This window comes from Rhizobium hidalgonense (genome assembly GCF_005862185.2).
GTDB classification, from domain to species: Bacteria; Pseudomonadota; Alphaproteobacteria; order Rhizobiales; family Rhizobiaceae; genus Rhizobium; species Rhizobium hidalgonense.
The window spans coordinates 1,677,380-1,701,575 of record NZ_CP054027.1 but is presented as its reverse complement, the minus strand read 5'-3'; the positions used below and the strand labels follow the sequence as shown (position 1 = coordinate 1,701,575).

Genomic DNA, 24,196 nt, shown 5'->3' with positions numbered 1-24,196 from the left:
TTGAAGAGACTTCCGCGCCCAAAGACTTGGGCGCGCTCGATCCTGTGACCAGCGCAGGGATGAGGGGATTGGAGGAGGAGGAGACGTTCTCCCACCCTCCCACCTCTATTGGGAAGCGGCAGCCTCAACCCGCATCGTGCTCAGCCGCCACGCCGGTCAGTCGACGGCCTGCCCTTCGGGTCGGTGCCGCTGATCCTGGTAACGCCGATCGCGGAGGCCAAATCGACGGGCGTGACCCCGACGAGTAATGGGGAAGCACGGCGGCGCGCGAGGCGTTCGCGAAACGGGATCAGGCTCCCGCCGTAGCCAGACGATTGCGGCGCCTTTTTAGCTCATCGTCTGCGAGCGCGGTCAATGCTGCTCGTGATCACAGACCGCGTCAGCCAAACAAGAAGTCGCCGGAGTTGAAATTTGCAAGCCCGCCGAGGGTCGTGATGTTGTCGAATTCAGCAACCAGCACCGCGCCGCCGGCTGAACTTGGGTTCGGATCGTAGTAGACCGCCGCATGGCCGAGATCCGTATTGTGGAACACGAACAATGCCCCTGTGGTTATGTTGCTGTAACCGTTGATGGTGCTCTGGACGGTTGCGTTCGTGACGCTCACGTCCGTTTTGACGCCAACCTCCGTTCCGGCAACATTGATCGTGCCGTTGTTTCCCACCTTCACGTTGTCCACACTTGCATTGTTGTTGCCGACGGCGAACTCCAACGTGCCGCCTCCAACGTCTAACTGGAACCTGTCCACCGTTGTACTATTCGTCCCAGCATTGAAGTCGGTCATATGGTTCGTTGTGGTGGCAAACCTTTGTAAAAAGAAGGTGTCATTTCCCACGCCCCCGGTAAGGGTGTTGTTACCAGCACCACCGTTGAGAGTGTCATTGCCGTCTTGGCCGAAAAGAGTGTCGTCACCTCCCAGCCCGAACATCATATCGTTACCGCCACCGCCGTAGAGCACATCGTCGCCCGTTCCACCGTTCGGACTATCCACTGAGTTGCCATTGCCACCGGTGACAATCGTGAATGTCTCGGTCTTTTCGAAGGCCGGCCCTATGGGATCACCGGTCTGCGTCGCCGTTACCGTCACCGAAAATGTACCGTTCGTCGATAGTGCATCCGAACTCAGCGTATTGCCGGTTATCGAAAACAAGCCCGGGTTCGACTGCGAAGCAATGCTGAAGCTGAATCCACCTGTGTCGGCATCAGTCGCCGTCAGCAGACCACTGAATTCAAAACTATTGAAGTTGACGCTATCCGCCGGAACGACAGGCGTCAGCTTAATGTCGATCGGTGCCTGCCGAGCTGGTCCATCATCTGCCCCGGTGATGGCGACGACGATATTGTGGCTGGCCGTGCCGTCGAGCGAGCTGACGCTCAGCGTGTCGGTGACGGCGTCGCCCTGGTTGAGCGCCTGCGTCGCTGCCCGGCTGTTGTCGAGCGTATAGCTCCAGCTGCCGGTGGCGGCATTGAAGGTGAAGCTGCCATAGATGCCGTTGAGCGAGGCCGGGGCGGCAAACGCCGCCTCGCCGTCATCGACGTCGCTGACCGTCAGCTTGCCGGAGGCATTCGGATCGCCGCTGCCGGCCGCACCCGCCTCGACCGTCGCCCGGTCGTCGGTCACCGTCGCATCGACGACGATCGAAGCCGCATCGTTGGCGCCGGTGATGGCGACGACGATATTGTGGCTGGCCGTGCCGTCGAGCGAGCTGACGCTCAGCGTGTCGGTGACGGCGTCGCCCTGGTTGAGCGCCTGCGTCGCTGCCCGGCTGTTGTCGAGCGTATAGCTCCAGCTGCCGGTGGCGGCATTGAAGGTGAAGCTGCCATAGATGCCGTTGAGCGAGGCCGGGGCGGCAAACGCCGCCTCGCCGTCATCGACATCGCTGACCGTCAGCTTGCCGGAGGCATTCGGATCGCCGCTGCCGGCCGCACCCGCCTCGACCGTCGCCCGGTCGTCGGTCACCGTCGCATCGACGACGATCGAAGCCGCATCGTTGGCGCCGGTGATGGCGACGACGATATTGTGGCTGGCCGTGCCGTCGAGCGAGCTGACGCTCAGCGTGTCGGTGACGGCGTCGCCCTGGTTGAGCGCCTGCGTCGCTGCCCGGCTGTTGTCGAGCGTATAGCTCCAGCTGCCGGTGGCGGCATTGAAGGTGAAGCTGCCATAGATGCCGTTGAGCGAGGCCGGGGCGGCAAACGCCGCCTCGCCGTCATCGACATCGCTGACCGTCAGCTTGCCGGAGGCATTCGGATCGCCGCTGCCGGCCGCACCCGCCTCGACCGTCGCCCGGTCGTCGGTCACCGTCGCATCGACGACGATCGAAGCCGCATCGTTGGCGCCGGTGATGGCGACGACGATAGTGTGGCTGGCCGTGCCGTCGAGCGAGCTGACGCTCAGCGTGTCGGTGACGGCGTCGCCCTGGTTGAGCGCCTGCGTCGCTGCCCGGCTGTTGTCGAGCGTATAGCTCCAGCTGCCGGTGGCGGCATTGAAGGTGAAGCTGCCATAGATGCCGTTGAGCGAGGCCGGGGCGGCAAACGCCGCCTCGCCGTCATCGACATCGCTGACCGTCAGCTTGCCGGAGGCATTCGGATCGCCGCTGCCGGCCGCACCCGCCTCGACCGTCGCCCGGTCGTCGGTCACCGTCGCATCGACGACGATCGAAGCCGCATCGTTGGCGCCGGTGATGGCGACGACGATAGTGTGGCTGGCCGTGCCGTCGAGCGAGCTGACGCTCAGCGTGTCGGTGACGGCGTCGCCCTGGTTGAGCGCCTGCGTCGCTGCCCGGCTGTTGTCGAGCGTATAGCTCCAGCTGCCGGTGGCGGCATTGAAGGTGAAGCTGCCATAGATGCCGTTGAGCGAGGCCGGGGCGGCAAACGCCGCCTCGCCGTCATCGACATCGCTGACCGTCAGCTTGCCGGAGGCATTCGGATCGCCGCTGCCGGCCGCACCCGCCTCGACCGTCGCCCGGTCGTCGGTCACCGTCGCATCGACGACGATCGAAGCCGCATCGTTGGCGCCGGTGATGGCGACGACGATAGTGTGGCTGGCCGTGCCGTCGAGCGAGCTGACGCTCAGCGTGTCGGTGACGGCGTCGCCCTGGTTGAGCGCCTGCGTCGCTGCCCGGCTGTTGTCGAGCGTATAGCTCCAGCTGCCGGTGGCGGCATTGAAGGTGAAGCTGCCATAGATGCCGTTGAGCGAGGCCGGGGCGGCAAACGCCGCCTCGCCGTCATCGACGTCGCTGACCGTCAGCTTGCCGGAGGCATTCGGATCGCCGCTGCCGGCCGCACCCGCCTCGACCGTCGCCCGGTCGTCGGTCACCGTCGCATCGACGACGATCGAAGCCGCATCGTTGGCGCCGGTGATGGCGACGACGATAGTGTGGCTGGCCGTGCCGTCGAGCGAGCTGACGCTCAGCGTGTCGGTGACGGCGTCGCCCTGGTTGAGCGCCTGCGTCGCTGCCCGGCTGTTGTCGAGCGTATAGCTCCAGCTGCCGGTGGCGGCATTGAAGGTGAAGCTGCCATAGATGCCGTTGAGCGAGGCCGGGGCGGCAAACGCCGCCTCGCCGTCATCGACGTCGCTGACCGTCAGCTTGCCGGAGGCATTCGGATCGCCGCTGCCGGCCGCACCCGCCTCGACCGTCGCCCGGTCGTCGGTCACCGTCGCATCGACGACGATCGAAGCCGCATCGTTGGCGCCGGTGATGGCGACGACGATATTGTGGCTGGCCGTGCCGTCGAGCGAGCTGACGCTCAGCGTGTCGGTGACGGCGTCGCCCTGGTTGAGCGCCTGCGTCGCTGCCCGGCTGTTGTCGAGCGTATAGCTCCAGCTGCCGGTGGCGGCATTGAAGGTGAAGCTGCCATAGATGCCGTTGAGCGAGGCCGGGGCGGCAAACGCCGCCTCGCCGTCATCGACGTCGCTGACCGTCAGCTTGCCGGAGGCATTCGGATCGCCGCTGCCGGCCGCACCCGCCTCGACCGTCGCCCGGTCGTCGGTCACCGTCGCATCGACGACGATCGAAGCCGCATCGTTGGCGCCGGTGATGGCGACGACGATATTGTGGCTGGCCGTGCCGTCGAGCGAGCTGACGCTCAGCGTGTCGGTGACGGCGTCGCCCTGGTTGAGCGCCTGCGTCGCTGCCCGGCTGTTGTCGAGCGTATAGCTCCAGCTGCCGGTGGCGGCATTGAAGGTGAAGCTGCCATAGATGCCGTTGAGCGAGGCCGGGGCGGCAAACGCCGCCTCGCCGTCATCGACGTCGCTGACCGTCAGCTTGCCGGAGGCATTCGGATCGCCGCTGCCGGCCGCACCCGCCTCGACCGTCGCCCGGTCGTCGGTCACCGTCGCATCGACGACGATCGAAGCCGCATCGTTGGCGCCGGTGATGGCGACGACGATATTGTGGCTGGCCGTGCCGTCGAGCGAGCTGACGCTCAGCGTGTCGGTGACGGCGTCGCCCTGGTTGAGCGCCTGCGTCGCTGCCCGGCTGTTGTCGAGCGTATAGCTCCAGCTGCCGGTGGCGGCATTGAAGGTGAAGCTGCCATAGATGCCGTTGAGCGAGGCCGGGGCGGCAAACGCCGCCTCGCCGTCATCGACATCGCTGACCGTCAGCTTGCCGGAGGCATTCGGATCGCCGCTGCCGGCCGCACCCGCCTCGACCGTCGCCCGGTCGTCGGTCACCGTCGCATCGACGACGATCGAAGCCGCATCGTTGGCGCCGGTGATGGCGACGACGATATTGTGGCTGGCCGTGCCGTCGAGCGAGCTGACGCTCAGCGTGTCGGTGACGGCGTCGCCCTGGTTGAGCGCCTGCGTCGCTGCCCGGCTGTTGTCGAGCGTATAGCTCCAGCTGCCGGTGGCGGCATTGAAGGTGAAGCTGCCATAGATGCCGTTGAGCGAGGCCGGGGCGGCAAACGCCGCCTCGCCGTCATCGACGTCGCTGACCGTCAGCTTGCCGGAGGCATTCGGATCGCCGCTGCCGGCCGCACCCGCCTCGACCGTCGCCCGGTCGTCGGTCACCGTCGCATCGACGACGATCGAAGCCGCATCGTTGGCGCCGGTGATGGCGACGACGATATTGTGGCTGGCCGTGCCGTCGAGCGAGCTGACGCTCAGCGTGTCGGTGACGGCGTCGCCCTGGTTGAGCGCCTGCGTCGCTGCCCGGCTGTTGTCGAGCGTATAGCTCCAGCTGCCGGTGGCGGCATTGAAGGTGAAGCTGCCATAGATGCCGTTGAGCGAGGCCGGGGCGGCAAACGCCGCCTCGCCGTCATCGACGTCGCTGACCGTCAGCTTGCCGGAGGCATTCGGATCGCCGCTGCCGGCCGCACCCGCCTCGACCGTCGCCCGGTCGTCGGTCACCGTCGCATCGACGACGATCGAAGCCGCATCGTTGGCGCCGGTGATGGCGACGACGATATTGTGGCTGGCCGTGCCGTCGAGCGAGCTGACGCTCAGCGTGTCGGTGACGGCGTCGCCCTGGTTGAGCGCCTGCGTCGCTGCCCGGCTGTTGTCGAGCGTATAGCTCCAGCTGCCGGTGGCGGCATTGAAGGTGAAGCTGCCATAGATGCCGTTGAGCGAGGCCGGGGCGGCAAACGCCGCCTCGCCGTCATCGACATCGCTGACCGTCAGCTTGCCGGAGGCATTCGGATCGCCGCTGCCGGCCGCACCCGCCTCGACCGTCGCCCGGTCGTCGGTCACCGTCGCATCGACGACGATCGAAGCCGCATCGTTGGCGCCGGTGATGGCGACGACGATATTGTGGCTGGCCGTGCCGTCGAGCGAGCTGACGCTCAGCGTGTCGGTGACGGCGTCGCCCTGGTTGAGCGCCTGCGTCGCTGCCCGGCTGTTGTCGAGCGTATAGCTCCAGCTGCCGGTGGCGGCATTGAAGGTGAAGCTGCCATAGATGCCGTTGAGCGAGGCCGGGGCGGCAAACGCCGCCTCGCCGTCATCGACATCGCTGACCGTCAGCTTGCCGGAGGCATTCGGATCGCCGCTGCCGGCCGCACCCGCCTCGACCGTCGCCCGGTCGTCGGTCACCGTCGCATCGACGACGATCGAAGCCGCATCGTTGGCGCCGGTGATGGCGACGACGATATTGTGGCTGGCCGTGCCGTCGAGCGAGCTGACGCTCAGCGTGTCGGTGACGGCGTCGCCCTGGTTGAGCGCCTGCGTCGCTGCCCGGCTGTTGTCGAGCGTATAGCTCCAGCTGCCGGTGGCGGCATTGAAGGTGAAGCTGCCATAGATGCCGTTGAGCGAGGCCGGGGCGGCAAACGCCGCCTCGCCGTCATCGACGTCGCTGACCGTCAGCTTGCCGGAGGCATTCGGATCGCCGCTGCCGGCCGCACCCGCCTCGACCGTCGCCCGGTCGTCGGTCACCGTCGCATCGACGACGATCGAAGCCGCATCGTTGGCGCCGGTGATGGCGACGACGATATTGTGGCTGGCCGTGCCGTCGAGCGAGCTGACGCTCAGCGTGTCGGTGACGGCGTCGCCCTGGTTGAGCGCCTGCGTCGCTGCCCGGCTGTTGTCGAGCGTATAGCTCCAGCTGCCGGTGGCGGCATTGAAGGTGAAGCTGCCATAGATGCCGTTGAGCGAGGCCGGGGCGGCAAACGCCGCCTCGCCGTCATCGACATCGCTGACCGTCAGCTTGCCGGAGGCATTCGGATCGCCGCTGCCGGCCGCACCCGCCTCGACCGTCGCCCGGTCGTCGGTCACCGTCGCATCGACGACGATCGAAGCCGCATCGTTGGCGCCGGTGATGGCGACGACGATATTGTGGCTGGCCGTGCCGTCGAGCGAGCTGACGCTCAGCGTGTCGGTGACGGCGTCGCCCTGGTTGAGCGCCTGCGTCGCTGCCCGGCTGTTGTCGAGCGTATAGCTCCAGCTGCCGGTGGCGGCATTGAAGGTGAAGCTGCCATAGATGCCGTTGAGCGAGGCCGGGGCGGCAAACGCCGCCTCGCCGTCATCGACATCGCTGACCGTCAGCTTGCCGGAGGCATTCGGATCGCCGCTGCCGGCCGCACCCGCCTCGACCGTCGCCCGGTCGTCGGTCACCGTCGCATCGACGACGATCGAAGCCGCATCGTTGGCGCCGGTGATGGCGACGACGATATTGTGGCTGGCCGTGCCGTCGAGCGAGCTGACGCTCAGCGTGTCGGTGACGGCGTCGCCCTGGTTGAGCGCCTGCGTCGCTGCCCGGCTGTTGTCGAGCGTATAGCTCCAGCTGCCGGTGGCGGCATTGAAGGTGAAGCTGCCATAGATGCCGTTGAGCGAGGCCGGGGCGGCAAACGCCGCCTCGCCGTCATCGACGTCGCTGACCGTCAGCTTGCCGGAGGCATTCGGATCGCCGCTGCCGGCCGCACCCGCCTCGACCGTCGCCCGGTCGTCGGTCACCGTCGCATCGACGACGATCGAAGCCGCATCGTTGGCGCCGGTGATGGCGACGACGATATTGTGGCTGGCCGTGCCGTCGAGCGAGCTGACGCTCAGCGTGTCGGTGACGGCGTCGCCCTGGTTGAGCGCCTGCGTCGCTGCCCGGCTGTTGTCGAGCGTATAGCTCCAGCTGCCGGTGGCGGCATTGAAGGTGAAGCTGCCATAGATGCCGTTGAGCGAGGCCGGGGCGGCAAACGCCGCCTCGCCGTCATCGACATCGCTGACCGTCAGCTTGCCGGAGGCATTCGGATCGCCGCTGCCGGCCGCACCCGCCTCGACCGTCGCCCGGTCGTCGGTCACCGTCGCATCGACGACGATCGAAGCCGCATCGTTGGCGCCGGTGATGGCGACGACGATAGTGTGGCTGGCCGTGCCGTCGAGCGAGCTGACGCTCAGCGTGTCGGTGACGGCGTCGCCCTGGTTGAGCGCCTGCGTCGCTGCCCGGCTGTTGTCGAGCGTATAGCTCCAGCTGCCGGTGGCGGCATTGAAGGTGAAGCTGCCATAGATGCCGTTGAGCGAGGCCGGGGCGGCAAACGCCGCCTCGCCGTCATCGACGTCGCTGACCGTCAGCTTGCCGGAGGCATTCGGATCGCCGCTGCCGGCCGCACCCGCCTCGACCGTCGCCCGGTCGTCGGTCACCGTCGCATCGACGACGATCGAAGCCGCATCGTTGGCGCCGGTGATGGCGACGACGATAGTGTGGCTGGCCGTGCCGTCGAGCGAGCTGACGCTCAGCGTGTCGGTGACGGCGTCGCCCTGGTTGAGCGCCTGCGTCGCTGCCCGGCTGTTGTCGAGCGTATAGCTCCAGCTGCCGGTGGCGGCATTGAAGGTGAAGCTGCCATAGATGCCGTTGAGCGAGGCCGGGGCGGCAAACGCCGCCTCGCCGTCATCGACGTCGCTGACCGTCAGCTTGCCGGAGGCATTCGGATCGCCGCTGCCGGCCGCACCCGCCTCGACCGTCGCCCGGTCGTCGGTCACCGTCGCATCGACGACGATCGAAGCCGCATCGTTGGCGCCGGTGATGGCGACGACGATATTGTGGCTGGCCGTGCCGTCGAGCGAGCTGACGCTCAGCGTGTCGGTGACGGCGTCGCCCTGGTTGAGCGCCTGCGTCGCTGCCCGGCTGTTGTCGAGCGTATAGCTCCAGCTGCCGGTGGCGGCATTGAAGGTGAAGCTGCCATAGATGCCGTTGAGCGAGGCCGGGGCGGCAAACGCCGCCTCGCCGTCATCGACATCGCTGACCGTCAGCTTGCCGGAGGCATTCGGATCGCCGCTGCCGGCCGCACCCGCCTCGACCGTCGCCCGGTCGTCGGTCACCGTCGCATCGACGACGATCGAAGCCGCATCGTTGGCGCCGGTGATGGCGACGACGATATTGTGGCTGGCCGTGCCGTCGAGCGAGCTGACGCTCAGCGTGTCGGTGACGGCGTCGCCCTGGTTGAGCGCCTGCGTCGCTGCCCGGCTGTTGTCGAGCGTATAGCTCCAGCTGCCGGTGGCGGCATTGAAGGTGAAGCTGCCATAGATGCCGTTGAGCGAGGCCGGGGCGGCAAACGCCGCCTCGCCGTCATCGACATCGCTGACCGTCAGCTTGCCGGAGGCATTCGGATCGCCGCTGCCGGCCGCACCCGCCTCGACCGTCGCCCGGTCGTCGGTCACCGTCGCATCGACGACGATCGAAGCCGCATCGTTGGCGCCGGTGATGGCGACGACGATATTGTGGCTGGCCGTGCCGTCGAGCGAGCTGACGCTCAGCGTGTCGGTGACGGCGTCGCCCTGGTTGAGCGCCTGCGTCGCTGCCCGGCTGTTGTCGAGCGTATAGCTCCAGCTGCCGGTGGCGGCATTGAAGGTGAAGCTGCCATAGATGCCGTTGAGCGAGGCCGGGGCGGCAAACGCCGCCTCGCCGTCATCGACGTCGCTGACCGTCAGCTTGCCGGAGGCATTCGGATCGCCGCTGCCGGCCGCACCCGCCTCGACCGTCGCCCGGTCGTCGGTCACCGTCGCATCGACGACGATCGAAGCCGCATCGTTGGCGCCGGTGATGGCGACGACGATATTGTGGCTGGCCGTGCCGTCGAGCGAGCTGACGCTCAGCGTGTCGGTGACGGCGTCGCCCTGGTTGAGCGCCTGCGTCGCTGCCCGGCTGTTGTCGAGCGTATAGCTCCAGCTGCCGGTGGCGGCATTGAAGGTGAAGCTGCCATAGATGCCGTTGAGCGAGGCCGGGGCGGCAAACGCCGCCTCGCCGTCATCGACGTCGCTGACCGTCAGCTTGCCGGAGGCATTCGGATCGCCGCTGCCGGCCGCACCCGCCTCGACCGTCGCCCGGTCGTCGGTCACCGTCGCATCGACGACGATCGAAGCCGCATCGTTGGCGCCGGTGATGGCGACGACGATATTGTGGCTGGCCGTGCCGTCGAGCGAGCTGACGCTCAGCGTGTCGGTGACGGCGTCGCCCTGGTTGAGCGCCTGCGTCGCTGCCCGGCTGTTGTCGAGCGTATAGCTCCAGCTGCCGGTGGCGGCATTGAAGGTGAAGCTGCCATAGATGCCGTTGAGCGAGGCCGGGGCGGCAAACGCCGCCTCGCCGTCATCGACATCGCTGACCGTCAGCTTGCCGGAGGCATTCGGATCGCCGCTGCCGGCCGCACCCGCCTCGACCGTCGCCCGGTCGTCGGTCACCGTCGCATCGACGACGATCGAAGCCGCATCGTTGGCGCCGGTGATGGCGACGACGATAGTGTGGCTGGCCGTGCCGTCGAGCGAGCTGACGCTCAGCGTGTCGGTGACGGCGTCGCCCTGGTTGAGCGCCTGCGTCGCTGCCCGGCTGTTGTCGAGCGTATAGCTCCAGCTGCCGGTGGCGGCATTGAAGGTGAAGCTGCCATAGATGCCGTTGAGCGAGGCCGGGGCGGCAAACGCCGCCTCGCCGTCATCGACGTCGCTGACCGTCAGCTTGCCGGAGGCATTCGGATCGCCGCTGCCGGCCGCACCCGCCTCGACCGTCGCCCGGTCGTCGGTCACCGTCGCATCGACGACGATCGAAGCCGCATCGTTGGCGCCGGTGAGCGAGATCGAGACATTTGCCTCGCTCAGCGTGCCATTGCCAAGTCGTATCGCGTAGACAAAACTATCTTTGAGGAGTTCACCGGCATTCAGCGTGTTGATATCCGCGCCAGAGCCCGCGATACCGCTTCCATCGCTCAGACGGTATTCGATCTTTCCATTGTTGATCCTGACCCAATTGCCGAGCAGGCTCTTCTCCCAGGCAGATGCCCCATTCGCTCCGACGTCTTTCGCAAGAAGCTCATAGTCGGCGGTAATGGGATTGCCATCTCCGTCGTCGACGGAGAAGAGCGATTTGGCGTTCCCGCCAAGATCATTCGACATCACGTCAAGGGTTATGGTTTTGGTGGCCGCATTGTAGAGCTGGAGACTGAGCAGCTGGTCTTCCGTCCAGATGTAAGAGTCATTATTCGCCTGCGGCGTATTGCTGAAAGAAGTCGTGCTGCCACCGCCGGTGCTCTGCGTACCCATAAAAATACCCCCATAACTCAAAACAAGTAACCAGGTATCGACTCAAGATCAATCAGACCGACAGGACATGATATAACGCGCCGCCGCGCCGGTATTGCCGACAACAACGCCAAATTTTCTTAAATCACAACCGGAATACTCCACACTCCTAATAAAGTGTTAACATATATACTTTGAAATGGAAGACGATTTTCTTGAAATAGTAAATTTCTCTCCGAATTTGCTACGAGAGAGGCTCTTGTCAGCGCAGCGCTAGCCACCGGCGGCGATCCAGACCGGATCGCCGGCCTCCCCTTCGGTACCGTGCCGCTGATTGGCGCGGCGGTAATCGCGGAGGCCGACGCCGCAGGTGCAACGACGGCGCGCCGATCACTTCATCGGGATGTCAGAAACTGGTTGTTCCGGAACGGCTTTCTACAACGAAGCCAAACTAGGGGCTGCAAATGTCCGGCGAAGCCGAAAATGATGGCGCAACCGCCACCGTTCCAGTTCAGAACGCCTCGGTAATTGCCCCGGCGTATTCCCTCTGGCTATCTTCGCTGCTTGTCGCACGCGAGACGGTCGATCAGAGCGCGGACTAGCTTAACAACCGATCGATCGCCGTCGGGCCGCCCGCAGCCACCCTGGGGAACGCTCAGCTCTCCGCCCCCATTCCGAGGATATTAGCGGAATGACGGGCGGAAGCAGAGGGCCGAGCGATGAGCGGACCCAGCAACCGACTGCGCGGGTCTGTGCTTCAACCTGGTGCAGCTTATTCGTTGATATTCGGTTCGACCACCCGAGCGAGGTTTTTCAGCGACTCCTGCCAGCCGAGATAGCAAGCCTCGGGCGGGATGACATCGGGCACGCCTGCCTGGGTGATCTCCACCTCGGTGCCGACCGAGACCTTCTTCAGCGTCACGGTGACCTCCATTTCGCCGGGCAGGTTGGGGTCGTCGAACTTGTCGGTGTAGCGGACGCGTTCGCCGGGGACGAGTTCGAGAAATTCGCCGCCGAAGGCATGGCTGTTGCCGGTCGTAAAATTGCGGAACGACATTTTGAAGGTGCCGCCGACGGCCGGCTCCAGATGATGCACGGTGCAGAGGAAACCGTTCGGCGGCAGCCATTTGGCAAGCGCGTCCGCCTCGATGAATGCGCGGTAGACCTTCTCCGGGCTGGTCGCGAAAACGCGGTGCAGGCGTATGGTGTTCGGCATGTTCGTGATCCTTTTGAATGGATGGAATGGACGAACCTAGGACGGGTGTGGTTTGCCCGATCCGACACCGGATCGAACTTTTCTTCAAGAAAAATTGCCGGCGCGGCTAAGTCGGTGTGTCCCGGCGAGCGGCTCAGCCGGGCATGCCGTCGAATTGCGGGAGATCGAGCGGGCGTGCCCATTTCAGCCGGCGCCTAGTGAACATTTCGACCGCCGGCTCGATCAGTTCGGGCCGGTCAAGGCTGCCGAGCGTCACGAAGACAAGGCCGGGAAAGCTTTCCAGGTTGCTGCTGAACAATCTGGCGCCGCAATCCGGGCAGAAGTTGCGGTCCAGCCCTTTGCCGGAAGCGGCGATGTAATGAAACGCTCTCGGGCGGCCGGCGACCAAGGCAAAATCATCCTGCGGTACGGCGAAAAATGTCGCCGCCTCGCCACCCGACGCCTTTTTGCAATCCAGGCAATGGCAGTTGGCGATAAAGTTCGGGTCGATGTTGAATGCAAATTTTACCGCGCCACAGGCGCACTGTCCCGTATATTTGCTAGTCATATCAGGTGTCCCACATCCCGAGTCCGAACGTCTTGTGATTCCGCCTCCTCTGGGCCGCGGTGGTCCCCAGGGGCCGAAACGCCGAATTCTTAGCGGCTAGGCCGCGCCCTGCCTTTGCAAGGCAATGAGCAGCGTTTTAGCTGCCTGGCTTGAGGAGGCCGGGTTCTGGCCGGTGATGAGCAGGCCATCCTGGACGACATGCACGCCCCAATCCGCGGTCTTCGAAAACTTTGCGCCCTGTTCTTTCAGCACGTCCTCGAGCAGATAGGGAACAACTTCGACGAGGTGCATGGCCTCTTCTTCGGAATCGGTGAAACCCGTCACCGCCCGGCCCGCCGCGATGGGCTTGCGGTCGGGTGCCTTCACATTGGTGAGAATTCCAGGCGCGTGGCAGACGAGCGCCACGGGTTTTCCCGCCGAAAGCATATCCTCGATGAGCGCCAGCGCATAACGGTCGTTCGTCAGGTCCCAGAGCGGTCCATGGCCGCCGGGAAAGAACACGCTGTCATAGTCGGCTTGGTTGATGTCGGACAGCTTCAAAGTGTTGGCGAGCGCCGCCGTTGCGGCTGCATCTTGTTCGAACCGCCGCGTCTGTTCCGTCTGGAAGGCCGGCTCGTTGCTCTTCGGATCGAGCGGCGGCTGGCCGCCCTTTGGCGAGGCGAGTGTGATGCCGACCCCGGCGTCACGGAAAACGAAGTACGGGGCCGCCAACTCCTCGAGCCAGAATCCCGTTTTCCTGCCGGTGTTTCCCAATTGATCATGCGATGTCAGAATCATGAGTATTTTCATTGCTCAGCTCCTTCAGCCGGTCGGCGGACAAAACCATCCGCATCCGGATTTACGGTGAAATACTGCCTGCAATCTCATGCTAAACGCGGGAAAACATAGATCGACCGCCCCCGCGACACAAGCTCTCCGTTTGCGGGAATTGGCGTGCGTAAGCCTCTGTGAGATTTGAGGCTAAGGTGTATGAAGAAGAAACGACGTCGCATAAGTCCATTCGAGGGACCTGGAAAGTGAGCAAGCCGAATTACCGGGACATCGCCCGCCATGCCGGCGTGGGAACAGCAACGGTCGAGCGGGTGCTGAACGGGCGTGGGGGTGTTCGCCCGGAATTGGTCGAGAAGGTCATATCCGCCGCACGTCGCCTGGATTACCCGCGCAAGCTTCCCGAAACCCACCGCGGCCTGCTGCGGATAGAAGTGCTGATGGTTCGTCCGGAGACGAGCTTCTACCGTCGGCTTTCGCATGCTTTCGAGAGAATTGCCGCCACCCTCGATCCCTTGGTCGTCGTGCATCGCAGCTTCACCGACGAGATGAACGCCGAGGGGATCGCACGACGCATACTGTCGACCGACCTTTCCCGGGCCGGGCTGATCCTTGCGGTGCCGAGCAGCCCGGCGATCAGTGCCGCGATGGAGAAGGTCAATGCGCAAGGTCTGCCGGTCGTCCACGTCGTCACCCGCGCTTCCGAGCGCGTCGGCGAATTCGTCGGCATCGACAATGTCGCCGCCGGCCGGACGGCCGCGCTCTACATCAGCCGCATGGCTCCACGGACCGGGCCTGTCGTTGCGATCTGCCATCCGATCTATCAGGTGCATCGCGATCGGATCCGCGGCTTTTCAGCCTATTTTCGGGACTATCCCAGCGCCTCCAGTTTCGAATGGCTGGGATTTGGCGGTGATGAGGAGCGCCTCAGCGCCGATCTCCTGCGGTCGGCGCTGGAGGTCTATCCCGACCTCGCCGGGCTCTACAATGCCGGCGGCGCCAACGCCGCGCTGATCGAGGTGCTGCGCCGGCATCCGCGCGGCCGCGAGGTATTTTTTGTCGGGCACGAACTGACCGATTACACGCGGACGGCACTGCAGGACGGCGTCATGGATGTGGTGCTGGACCAGGCGCCGGAGGCCCAGGCGCGCCGGGCGCTGGATCTCGTTCTGAACAGAATCGGCTTGACCGATATCAAACCGGACCAGGCACCGATCCGTTTCATTACCATCACCAAGGAAGCGCTTTGATCTAATCAGATCAAGGAAGCCTTCGGCATTCTCCGGCACCCCTGCTAGTTTCGCGTCACCAGAGAGATGCAGGCGGGCGCGGAAACGGGCGGCCGGAGGAGATGCCAATGGATGACCTGAAATTCGGCAAGCGCAACAAGCGCGGCGACTGGGCGCCGGACCAGCCGGCCGAGACCGCGCCGCTGTTTGCCTTCCCGCCGCGGCTGCGGGCGGTGCTGAAATGGCTGCCGCATTATTTCCTTCCCTGGAACCTGATTTTTGCGCTTTCTGCGCTCGCCTACTGGGCCTGGATCATTCCGCCGGTCGAGACGATGCAAACGCTCAGCCTTGGCTGGATCGCCTGGCTCTGTGCGGTAAACGCCATCGCGGTCTTGTTGTTCTACGGCGCCTTCGAACTGCAGCTCTACGTGTTGAAGCGGCAGGAAAACCGCTTCAAGTACAATGGCAAGTTCCCGGCCGACACCAAGAGCAAGGCCTTCTGGTTCGAAAGCCAGAACCTCGACAACATCCTGCGCACCTTCCTGTCAGGCGTGACTATCTGGACCGCCGTCGAGGTCGCCATGCTCTGGGCCTATGCCAATGGCTATGCGCCGTGGCTGAGTTTCGCGGAAAATCCCTGGACGGTGGCGCTCGTCGCGCTCGTGGTGCCGATCATTCACGAATTCCACTTTTTCTGCATCCACCGACTGATCCACACGCCTCTCCTCTACAAATGGGTGCACTCGGTCCACCACAATTCGGTGAACCCCTCGCCCTGGTCGTCGCTGTCGATGCATCCGGTCGAGCATCTGCTCTATTTCGCAACGGCCTTCTACCACCTGCTCCTGCCCTCCAACCCGATCATCATGCTCTACCAGCTGCATTATGCGGGCTTCGGCGCAATTCCCGGCCATGTCGGCTTCGACAAGGTCGAGATCGGCAAGGAGAAACTGGTCGATAGCCACGCCTATGCGCATTACCTCCACCACAAATATTTCGAGGTCAATTACGGCGACGCGCTGATCCCGCTCGATAAATGGTTCGGCACCTGGCACGACGGCTCGCCCGAGGGCGAAGCGCAGATGCAGGAACGCTACCGCAGACGGAAGGAAAAACTCGCCGCCCGCAAAGCCCGCCTGGAAGTCGGAGGCGCCGCCGAATGACCTGGGTATCCGCTGGCAAACTCGACGACATCGAACAGGAAGGGGCCATCCGCTTCGACCATGGCGGACGCAGCTACGCGATCTACCGTGGCCCGGATGACAGCGTTTACTGCACCGCTGGCCTCTGCACCCACGAGGCAATCCATCTCGCCGACGGATTGGTGATGGATTTCGAGGTGGAATGCCCGAAACATTCGGGAGCCTTCGACTATCGCACCGGCGAGGCATTGCGACTTCCCGCCTGCGAGAACCTGAAAACCTATAAGGCCGAAGTGATCGACGGAGAGGTTCGCGTGGCCCTCGGTTAAGTCCGCAGCGGTTTAGGTCCTATTCTGTCCTCACAAGCGCCGGCCGCTCTTTCCACGGAGAACACATGGACGGTATCGTCATCATCGGTGCGGGTGAAGCCGGCACCCGGGCAGCCTTTGCCCTGCGCGAGGCGGGTTATTCCCGGCCTGTGACGCTGGTCGGAGCCGAGCCTCATCTGCCCTATGAACGGCCTCCGCTATCGAAGGCCGTGGACGATGCGGTGCAGATGAAGCTGATCTGCGCGGCAGAAGCGCTGGAAACGGCCGGCATTGCCTATCTCAAGGGCCTGTCGGCCGCCGAGCTGGATGCCGGCGCCGCAGTGGTGCGCTTGAGCGACGGGCGGCTGCTGCGCTACGAAAAGCTGCTTCTGGCGACCGGCGCGCGGCCGAGACGGCTGACATGCCCCGGTGCAGCGGGAGCACACGACTTCCGTACCCACGCCGACGCCGAAGCGATCTTTTCCCGTGTTGCGCCGGGCCGGAGCGTGGCGATCATCGGCGCCGGTCTGATCGGGATGGAACTTGCAGCGGTCCTGCGCGGAAAGGACGTCGTAGTCGATGTGATCGAAGCCGCGCCGAAACCTTTGGGCCGCGCCGTCCCCGCCCGCTTTGCCGAAAAGCTGCACGCCAGACATGCTGCGGAAGGTGTGCGCTTTCACCTCGACAGGGGCGTGAGGGCGATCGGCGACGACGGCGTCACCCTGACAGATGGCAGCGTGGTACGAGCCGATCTCGTCGTCAGCGCCATCGGCGTCTTGCCCGAGATCGGCTTGGCGGAAGCCGCGGGACTGGCCACGGGCAACGGCATTCTGACGGACGCCTGTCTTCGCACCAGCGCAGCCAACGTCTTCGCCGCCGGCGATTGCGCGGCGGTCGCCCGACCCGGCGGCGGACATGTTCGTTTTGAAAGCTGGCGGAACGCCAGGACGCAGGCCGAGACCGCCGCGCGGAACATGGCCGGCGCGGCCGAGACGTTTGCCGCCCTCCCCTGGTTCTGGTCCGACCAGTATGATCTCGGCCTGCAGGTGGCGGGGCTGCCGCAGCCAGCGCATCAGATCGTTCTGCGTCCGGCCGCCGGCGGCGAGCTTGAATTCTATCTGGACGATGGGCGTCTGGTGGCTGCGGCGGGCCTCGGCATCGGCAATAGCCTCGCCAAGGATATCAAGCTTGCCGAGATGCTGATTGCCGCAGCCGTCAGCCCCAGCCCCGCCGAACTGGCCGACCCCGGCATAAACCTCAAAACGCTTCTGAAGAGCGCGCGGGCCGCATGATGCAGAAGCTGCTGATCTTCCAGTCGCTCTGGGCCATGGAACGCCGGCATACGGATGGGGTCGAGCGCACACTCGACGAGAATATCGCGATGATCTCAGAGGCGGGCTTCGACGGCATCAGCGCGCATTACACCAACCGCCGAGAGGTCGTTACCCTCAGCGAGGCCATCCGGGGCACCGGACTGAAGATCGAAGGGGTTTGCTTCCCCAGATGCGTCGAGGATCTGCGTCTGCCGCTGGAGCTGGCGGCCGAGTTCCCGGTCAGCCACCTCAACCTGCAACCCGATATCCGCCCGCGCCGCATCGACGCCTGCCTGCCGCTTCTCGATGGCTGGATGCGGCTCGCCAGAGAAGCCGGCATTCCCGTGTTCATCGAAACACATCGCGACAGGATGACCGCCGACCTGTTCTTTACGCTGGATCTGCTCGACCAGCGCCCCGAACTGCCGCTGCTGGCAGACCTGTCGCATTTCCTTGTCGGCCGCGAATTCGCCTTTCCGGTCGATGAGGAGAGCCACGTTTTGATCCAACGCATCCTGCAGAACGCCCACGCATTTCACGGGCGGGTTGCCTCATGCGAGCAGGTGCAGATCGAGATTTCCTTTCCGCACCACCGGCCCTGGGTCGATCTCTTCCTTCAGTGGTGGGAGTATGGTTTTCGCCACTGGCGATCACGCGCCGCCGATGACGCCGAGCTGATCTTTACCTGTGAGTTGGGTCCCAAACCTTATGCGATCACGGGCAGAGACGGCAACGATTCGACAGACAGGTGGGCGGAAGCCCTGGCGCTTCGGCAGATGGCGCATGAGCTCTGGGCTGCCACTGCCTGAATCCCGTTAAATCAGCCTCCCGATTGTGGAAATCCCTTGTTGGATCAGTATAGTTGTGTCCTAAATCGCAAGGGTGTCGGCAGAGGTTTGGGATTGTTAATCAGGAGTGCCTAATGTAAATCTTGACGAGTACAAGTTGTGCGACAGTTGATTTGCTAGGATATCTGGTTAGGACATTCGACTCGGAGAGGCTGGAAGATGCGGAAAATTCGTGCGGCCAGCTCGGCCCTCGGACAAACACAGGCAGAAGCTTCGAGTTCGATCGACCGGCTTCTGTTCTTTGACCGCGACTTCAATCCCATCGAGGACTTCCTGGGCAATGATCTGCCTGCTTCCGTCAAACCGGCAGCGTCACTTTGGGAGCATTTTCCACAGCTGGACAAATCGGCGATTACGCTCGCTTTCCGCTCATTGGATGAAAGTGTCCAGCCATTGCGAATATCGGGCGATCTGGGCGGGCCCGGGGCGCACGGGCTGACGATCTATCGGATCGGAGATCTGTTTGCCGTGGTCCGCTCCGATGAGCTTGTTGACGATGAGCGGGCAACTCTTCTGCATCTGGCGACCCACGATCCGCTGACGGGATTGCCGAACCGACGCCAGTTCAGCGACGACCTCGCTGAACTGTTGCAGGAGACGGCAGGTTCGGATGAGACTCTGTCTCTCATGCAGCTCGACCTGGATGATTTCAAGCCCGTCAACGACACGCTTGGGCATCCGGCCGGTGACAAGCTTCTTCAATTTGCTGCAAGGCGGATTCAAGACTGCCTGACCAGTGATGACAGAGCCTATCGCCTGGCGGGCGACGAATTCACCGTGATATCAAGGGGCTCGGGGCATCCGGCCAAAGCTCACCGGTTGGCGGAAGCTTTGGTTGCCGCGTTCAAAAAGCCCTTCACGATAGACGGCATCGCGGTCTTTGTCGGCACCAGCATCGGCATATCGACCGCTCCTCCGGATGGGACAAGTCCGGAGGAACTGATGAAGGCGTCGGACCTTGCGCTGTATGCCGCCAAGCAGGAGGGGCGCGGTCGGCCGAAAGCCTATGATCCGGAAATGCTCGAATTGCTGGAGCAACGCGAACTGCTGCGCCGCAGCCTGCGCATGGCTCTGGTCCAACAGCAATTCTTTGTCGAATACCAGCCGATCTCCGAGGCCGGCAGTGTTGTCGGCTTCGAAGCATTGCTGAGATGGAACCATCCCCTGCTTGGAAAAATCCCACCGGCCTCATTTATTCCGATGGCCGAGGCTGACGGGTTGATGCCTGATATCGGCGCATGGGTTTTGGAGCAGGCATGCCGCGAGGCGATGAACTGGCCGGAGAACTACGTCGTCGCCGTCAATTTGTCGGCGGCTGAATTTCTGACCAGCGGCCTCACGGATCGGGTATCGCAGACGCTGGACCTGGTCGGACTGCCGCCCGAGCGTTTGGAACTCGAGATCACCGAAAGCGTGCTGCTTGAGCGGACGGTCAACAACATCGACACGCTGAATACGCTCAACGTGCTGGGGATACGAATCTCGCTTGATGATTTCGGCACCGAATATTCTTCCCTGAGCTATCTGAAGACATTCCCTTTCGACACGATCAAAATCGACAAATACTTTATCACCGATCTGGAAAGCGATCCGAAAAGCCAGACGATCGTCCGCTGTATCGTGAACCTCGCACATGGTCTCGACATGCAGGTGACCGCCGAAGGGGTGGAGACGCCGGCTCAGGCGGAATGGTTGCACAATGTGGGCTGCGACAGGCTTCAGGGCTATCTGGTAAGCAGGCCGCTTCCGGTCGAGGCGATGGGCGAGTTCATCAACCGGGCGGAAACATCCGTTAGCCACGCGCTGGTATAACGAACGAGAGATTTTTCGCCGTGCTTTTTGAGGAAATCTGACGCTCCAGACAAACTGATGGAGGCTGTATTGGAAGAGCAAGCATCTGGCTTCGATGACCATGCATTGGCGCCGATGGTATCGCTGGAACTGAATGTTGCGATGTTCAAATCTCAATGGCAGTTTTGCGACAGGATTACCGAATATCTCTCAGACATTCTCGGCCAGAGCCACAGCGATCCGGCTCGATATTCGAATTTTCTTTCCGTCGCGGCCAACGAGCTCATTGAACTCGCCTTCCGCTCGACGGGTGAGCCGGGAAGGATCAGTTTCAGTCTCTATCGGAGCGCGACGTTCAACCGGCTGAGAATTGCCTTTGCCCGCGAGGACCGCGAGAGCACTGGTATAAGATCAACTGAACGCCCGTCTCTCGCGGGCGCCGGGTCCGACCTGAAGTCCGACGGGACGATTTTGCTCAGAGAGCTGGCAACCATATTCCGCGCTGCTATCCGGATTGAGCAAGACGGCGCCCACGGCATGCAAATCATCGCGGATTTCCCCTCGACCGAGGACTTTCAATGAACCTGCTTGCCCGCCCCTTCACCGTCCATTTCGATCCGACAAATCAGGAGCTGTTGCTGTCCGGCAAGATGCGGCCCGAAAGTGCAAACGAGATCGCCGATGCGCTCAAGCTGGTGCGGCAAAGTTTGGAAAAATACAGCGGCGTCATTTACCTGAATGTCAAACGTCTGACGCACATCAACATGACGGCCTTTACAGCCCTCTCCGATATTCTGAAGGCACACTGCCGGACGCGGCCGGATCGGAAGATTATCATCATTACGTCGAGCGTCGTCGCCTGGTCGACTTCGTTGTTCCAAACCCTGGCGGCAGCACAGCCAAACCTGTCGGTTGAAGTCTACGATTCGGCCTTTTATCCGGGCCAGAGCTTTGTCGAGGATGAGAGCTTCATTCCCATTCTGCGCACCCAGACGAAGATGACCTGGAGGCACGAACGCGAATTGCTGCCGCGCCATGGTTTGCGCAACGGTCTTGTGATGGCGGATATCTGTTGCGGAATTGGTGATTTCGCTGCATTGGTTCAACGGGAATTCAAACCGGAACGGCTTGTGGCGCTCGATCATTCCGTACGCAGCCTCGAATATGCCCGCAGGGTCGCTGCCGACTTCGATCTGCAGGGGATAGAATATACCTATGGCGACGCTTCTCAGATGCTGCTTCGCGACAATCAATTCGACTTTGTGACCTGCCGACATTCGCTGCAGATTTTCAACCGTCCCGAGATGCTGCTGCGGGAGCTTTACCGCATCTGCAAGCCCGGCGGCCGCGTCTACATCACCAACGAGAAAAATTCGCATTGCCTGGGCGAACCGCATGCCGAAACGATAAAATGGACATACGAGGAAGTCGCCAAACTGTTCAGGCACTTCGACATGGATGTCGAGATGGGACCGAAAAGCCGCCATCTCCTTGCCGATGCGGGGTTCGATACCATCAAGGTCGATTGCTTCATGGTCACCAACCTTGACGGGGATCCGCAGGACTTCGCCGACATCATCGAAGCCTGGGAAAATGTCTACGCCGGCCAGATGGCGGTCCGGCGCGGCGACTCGCTGGAATTTATTCGCAGGTTCCGGCAAGGATTCAAAGATCACGTCTTCGCCGCCCTTCACCCCAAAGGTTATGCAGGCTGGCCGATCTGGGCGGCCTCCGGGCGAAAGCCACTGTGATGGAGGGGAAATCATCGAAGAGACCGGCAGGAATTGGCTTTCGGACAAAGTTCATCCTGGTCGTCGGCGGAGCCGTCCTATTCGACTTGCTGGTCAGCGGTGGGCTGGCGCTGTGGAACGTCCAGAGGCTGTCGCGTGACGCAACGCTCGAGGTCGGCCAGGGTCTCGAAGCGGCAAGCCAGGAATACATCCGCACCTATGCGGATTCGACCGCGGCACAGGTGAGTTTGCTGCTGCGGCAGGTTCACAGCGACGTCAGCACGCTGGCAGGCGTGCTCCAGGCGCAGATCGACGATCCCGCGCGCAATTCGGACGTCGGCGCGGCAATCGCCCGCACATCTCCCGGCAGCGTCAGCCTTTCCTACGATCAGCAGGGGAAGTGGTCTCAGAACGCTCCGGGCTCGGTCTCGGTCGTGAGCGTCTGGGGTTACCTGCTCGGAGAAGACCGGAAGCCAAGACCCGACGTCGAGAGCGATATCCGGACGAGTGCGGTTCTGGATCTCGTTGCGCCGAGCCTGCTGCAGCACGGTTCTTCGAAACTGCAGATGTATTACATCGGCTCGAAAGAAAGGCCGATCTTCAGAACGGCGCCCTATACCGACCAGGCCCAGACCTTCGACCGGCTTTATCCGGGCCACAACGAGGCCAATTTCTGGGATTTCTTTTTCCCGGGACTTTACGAATCCTGGCAGGGCTGGGCCAAGGATATGAAATCGCGGCCAGTCGCGGGCGACATCACCCAGACAGCGCCCTATACGGACGCCATTACCGGGAAGCTGATCGTCAGTTTCTTTCATCCGCTCTGGACAGCCGACAGGCAGGATGTCGCCGGGACGGCCGGCGCCGATATCACGCTCGACCAGCTGGCGCAGACGGTTGAAAATGTCAAAGTGGCGCAATCCGGCTTTGGGTTTCTGGCCATGTCCGACGGCAACGTCGTTGCGATCAACAGCACGGGCGAAAAAACCCTCGGCCTGCGTTCCGCGAGCGATCCGAGCGAAGCCGGCGCCTTGACCGGCCTGGAGCGCTCCCTGAAGGGAAGCTCGCAGCCTGCAATCGCCAAACTGGCTCTTGACCGCGAACAGGGCATTCAGCACCTGCTGTTGCAGCAGGACGGCAACGATGTCCCCTATATCGCTATCGTCAAGAAACTGCCGGCGACCAATCTCTGGGTCAGTGGACCGGTTCGGCAAGAGGCGATGTTGCTGGGGGTGGTTGTACCCGAGCGAGAAATCGATGCCTCGCTCTATGCGGCCCAGGCCAAGATTTCCGAAGCGACGAACCGGATCGTGCTCTACCAAATTCTGGCGATCCTGATGTCGCTGCTGATCGTGACGATCGCGGTCTTTGCGGCTTCGAAACGAATAACCAGCGGAATCAGCGCCCTGGCAGGGGCCGCCAAACGGATTCAGGCGAAGGATTATTCGGTCAGAGTGGCCATCTCAAGCAGGGATGAAGTCGGTGAGGCCGGTGAAGCCTTCAATCGCATGGCCGAAGAGATCAGCTATCACACCGAAAATCTCGAGCAGCTGGTCGAAGAGCGAACCGCTCAGATCGAAGATGCAAAGGAAGAGATTTCGACGCTGAACGCACAGCTGCAGCGAGAAAACAGACGTCTTGGAACGGAACTTGCCGTCGCCGAGAGAATCCAGCTGATGGTTCTCCCGCTGGATCAGGAGCTCGATGACTTTCAGGCGCTCGAGATCGCGGCCTATATGAGACCGGCAGAAGAAGTCGGCGGCGATTATTACGACGTGTTGAAGAACGGCAGCCGCTTGAAGATCGGCATCGGCGACGTGACCGGACACGGGCTGGAAAGCGGCGTGTTGATGTTGATGGTTCAGTCCGTCGCCCGCGCCCTGCAGGAAGCCGGAAATACCGATGCAGTGAAATTTCTCACAACTCTCAACAGCGCCCTGTTCAAAAATATCGTCAGGACGAAAATCGACAAACACCTCACCCTGGCGTTTCTTGACTACGACGGAAAAGAGATGATCCTGTCGGGACAACACGAGGAAGTTGTCGTCGTGCGGGCGAACGGCGAGGTCGAGCGCATAGACACCATGGATCTGGGCATACCCATCGGGCTGGAGGCCGATATATCGGCCTTCATCAAGACCCGTGAAATCGCGTTCGCAAAGGGGGACCTCATACTCTTGCATACGGATGGTGTAACGGAAGCCGAAAACGACGCCGGAGAATTGTTCGGCATGGAACGGCTCTGCCGCGAGGCAGTGCGCTTGAAGGATCTGAGCGCTGAGAAAGTCGTTGCCGAAATTGTGGCGACACTGATGGGCTTTATCGGATCGCAGAAGATTTATGACGACATCACGCTACTCGCAGTACGGCATAGGTGAGA

Annotated in this window: 13 protein-coding genes; 9 read left to right on the top strand and 4 right to left on the bottom strand. The window is 62.9% G+C overall.

Annotated features, from left to right (window positions below; all coding sequences use genetic code 11):
• Positions 1-379 precede the first annotated feature (379 nt).
• The 4 genes from FFM81_RS08005 to FFM81_RS07990 all read right to left on the bottom strand — a co-directional run bounded on the left by FFM81_RS08005 (position 380) and on the right by FFM81_RS07990 (position 13,476).
• Positions 380-10,945 (bottom strand): VCBS domain-containing protein, encoded by a 10,566-nt coding sequence (locus tag FFM81_RS08005; protein ID WP_173883765.1) that lies wholly within the window; start codon positions 10,943-10,945, stop codon positions 380-382.
• Between the two features lie 751 nt (positions 10,946-11,696).
• Positions 11,697-12,140, bottom strand: a complete 444-nt coding sequence (locus FFM81_RS08000; RefSeq protein ID WP_025416505.1) for an SRPBCC family protein — start codon at positions 12,138-12,140, stop codon at positions 11,697-11,699.
• A 133-nt stretch (positions 12,141-12,273) separates the two neighbouring features.
• Positions 12,274-12,687 carry a GFA family protein gene (locus tag FFM81_RS07995; protein ID WP_003564550.1) on the bottom strand — a complete coding sequence of 138 codons (414 nt, stop codon included), beginning with the start codon at positions 12,685-12,687 and terminating at the stop codon, positions 12,274-12,276.
• Positions 12,688-12,783: 96 nt separating this feature from the next.
• Positions 12,784-13,476, bottom strand: coding sequence for a type 1 glutamine amidotransferase domain-containing protein (locus FFM81_RS07990; protein ID WP_003564551.1), 693 nt, complete (start codon positions 13,474-13,476; stop codon positions 12,784-12,786).
• 227 nt (positions 13,477-13,703) lie between these two features.
• Here FFM81_RS07990 and FFM81_RS07985 point away from each other — a divergent pair, with 227 nt between their 5' ends.
• The 9 genes from FFM81_RS07985 (at position 13,704) to FFM81_RS07945 (ending at position 24,194) form a co-directional block, all read left to right on the top strand.
• Positions 13,704-14,705 (top strand): LacI family DNA-binding transcriptional regulator, encoded by a 1,002-nt coding sequence (locus FFM81_RS07985; RefSeq protein WP_138385777.1) that lies wholly within the window; start codon positions 13,704-13,706, stop codon positions 14,703-14,705.
• A gap of 107 nt (positions 14,706-14,812) precedes the next feature.
• On the top strand, positions 14,813-15,847 hold the full coding sequence (locus FFM81_RS07980) for a sterol desaturase family protein (protein WP_138385776.1): 1,035 nt from the start codon (positions 14,813-14,815) through the stop codon (positions 15,845-15,847).
• Entirely contained in the window at positions 15,844-16,155 is a 312-nt protein-coding gene (locus tag FFM81_RS07975) for a MocE family 2Fe-2S type ferredoxin (protein ID WP_138385775.1), read from the top strand. Before FFM81_RS07980 ends, FFM81_RS07975 begins: the two co-directional genes overlap by 4 nt.
• A 65-nt stretch (positions 16,156-16,220) precedes the next feature.
• Positions 16,221-17,426: an NAD(P)/FAD-dependent oxidoreductase gene (locus tag FFM81_RS07970; RefSeq protein ID WP_138385774.1), complete on the top strand. Its 1,206-nt coding sequence runs from the start codon at positions 16,221-16,223 to the stop codon at positions 17,424-17,426.
• Positions 17,423-18,256 carry a sugar phosphate isomerase/epimerase family protein gene (locus FFM81_RS07965; protein ID WP_173883764.1) on the top strand — a complete coding sequence of 278 codons (834 nt, stop codon included), beginning with the start codon at positions 17,423-17,425 and terminating at the stop codon, positions 18,254-18,256. The genes FFM81_RS07970 and FFM81_RS07965 overlap by 4 nt, the downstream gene beginning before the upstream one ends.
• A gap of 198 nt (positions 18,257-18,454) precedes the next feature.
• Entirely contained in the window at positions 18,455-20,107 is a 1,653-nt protein-coding gene (locus FFM81_RS07960) for a putative bifunctional diguanylate cyclase/phosphodiesterase (protein ID WP_003564557.1), read from the top strand.
• 69 nt (positions 20,108-20,176) lie between these two features.
• Entirely contained in the window at positions 20,177-20,668 is a 492-nt protein-coding gene (locus FFM81_RS07955; RefSeq protein ID WP_003564558.1) for a hypothetical protein, read from the top strand.
• Positions 20,665-21,837, top strand: coding sequence for a class I SAM-dependent methyltransferase (locus FFM81_RS07950; protein WP_138385773.1), 1,173 nt, complete (start codon positions 20,665-20,667; stop codon positions 21,835-21,837). The genes FFM81_RS07955 and FFM81_RS07950 overlap by 4 nt, the downstream gene beginning before the upstream one ends.
• On the top strand, positions 21,834-24,194 hold the full coding sequence (locus FFM81_RS07945; RefSeq protein WP_037091367.1) for a SpoIIE family protein phosphatase: 2,361 nt from the start codon (positions 21,834-21,836) through the stop codon (positions 24,192-24,194). Before FFM81_RS07950 ends, FFM81_RS07945 begins: the two co-directional genes overlap by 4 nt.
• The last annotated feature ends 2 nt before the right edge of the window (positions 24,195-24,196 follow it).

What these genes read in the sequence shown, in the direction of transcription:
- FFM81_RS08005 (WP_173883765.1), bottom strand. Translation starts at nt 10,945, where the DNA reads ATGGGTACGCAGAGCACCGGCGGTGGCAGCACGACTTCTTTCAGCAAT.
- FFM81_RS08000 (WP_025416505.1), bottom strand. Translation starts at nt 12,140, where the DNA reads ATGCCGAACACCATACGCCTGCACCGCGTTTTCGCGACCAGCCCGGAG.
- FFM81_RS07995 (WP_003564550.1), bottom strand. Translation starts at nt 12,687, where the DNA reads ATGACTAGCAAATATACGGGACAGTGCGCCTGTGGCGCGGTAAAATTT.
- FFM81_RS07990 (WP_003564551.1), bottom strand. Translation starts at nt 13,476, where the DNA reads ATGAAAATACTCATGATTCTGACATCGCATGATCAATTGGGAAACACC.
- FFM81_RS07980 (WP_138385776.1), top strand. Translation starts at nt 14,813, where the DNA reads ATGGATGACCTGAAATTCGGCAAGCGCAACAAGCGCGGCGACTGGGCG.
- FFM81_RS07975 (WP_138385775.1), top strand. Translation starts at nt 15,844, where the DNA reads ATGACCTGGGTATCCGCTGGCAAACTCGACGACATCGAACAGGAAGGG.
- FFM81_RS07970 (WP_138385774.1), top strand. Translation starts at nt 16,221, where the DNA reads ATGGACGGTATCGTCATCATCGGTGCGGGTGAAGCCGGCACCCGGGCA.
- FFM81_RS07965 (WP_173883764.1), top strand. Translation starts at nt 17,423, where the DNA reads ATGATGCAGAAGCTGCTGATCTTCCAGTCGCTCTGGGCCATGGAACGC.
- FFM81_RS07960 (WP_003564557.1), top strand. Translation starts at nt 18,455, where the DNA reads ATGCGGAAAATTCGTGCGGCCAGCTCGGCCCTCGGACAAACACAGGCA.
- FFM81_RS07950 (WP_138385773.1), top strand. Translation starts at nt 20,665, where the DNA reads ATGAACCTGCTTGCCCGCCCCTTCACCGTCCATTTCGATCCGACAAAT.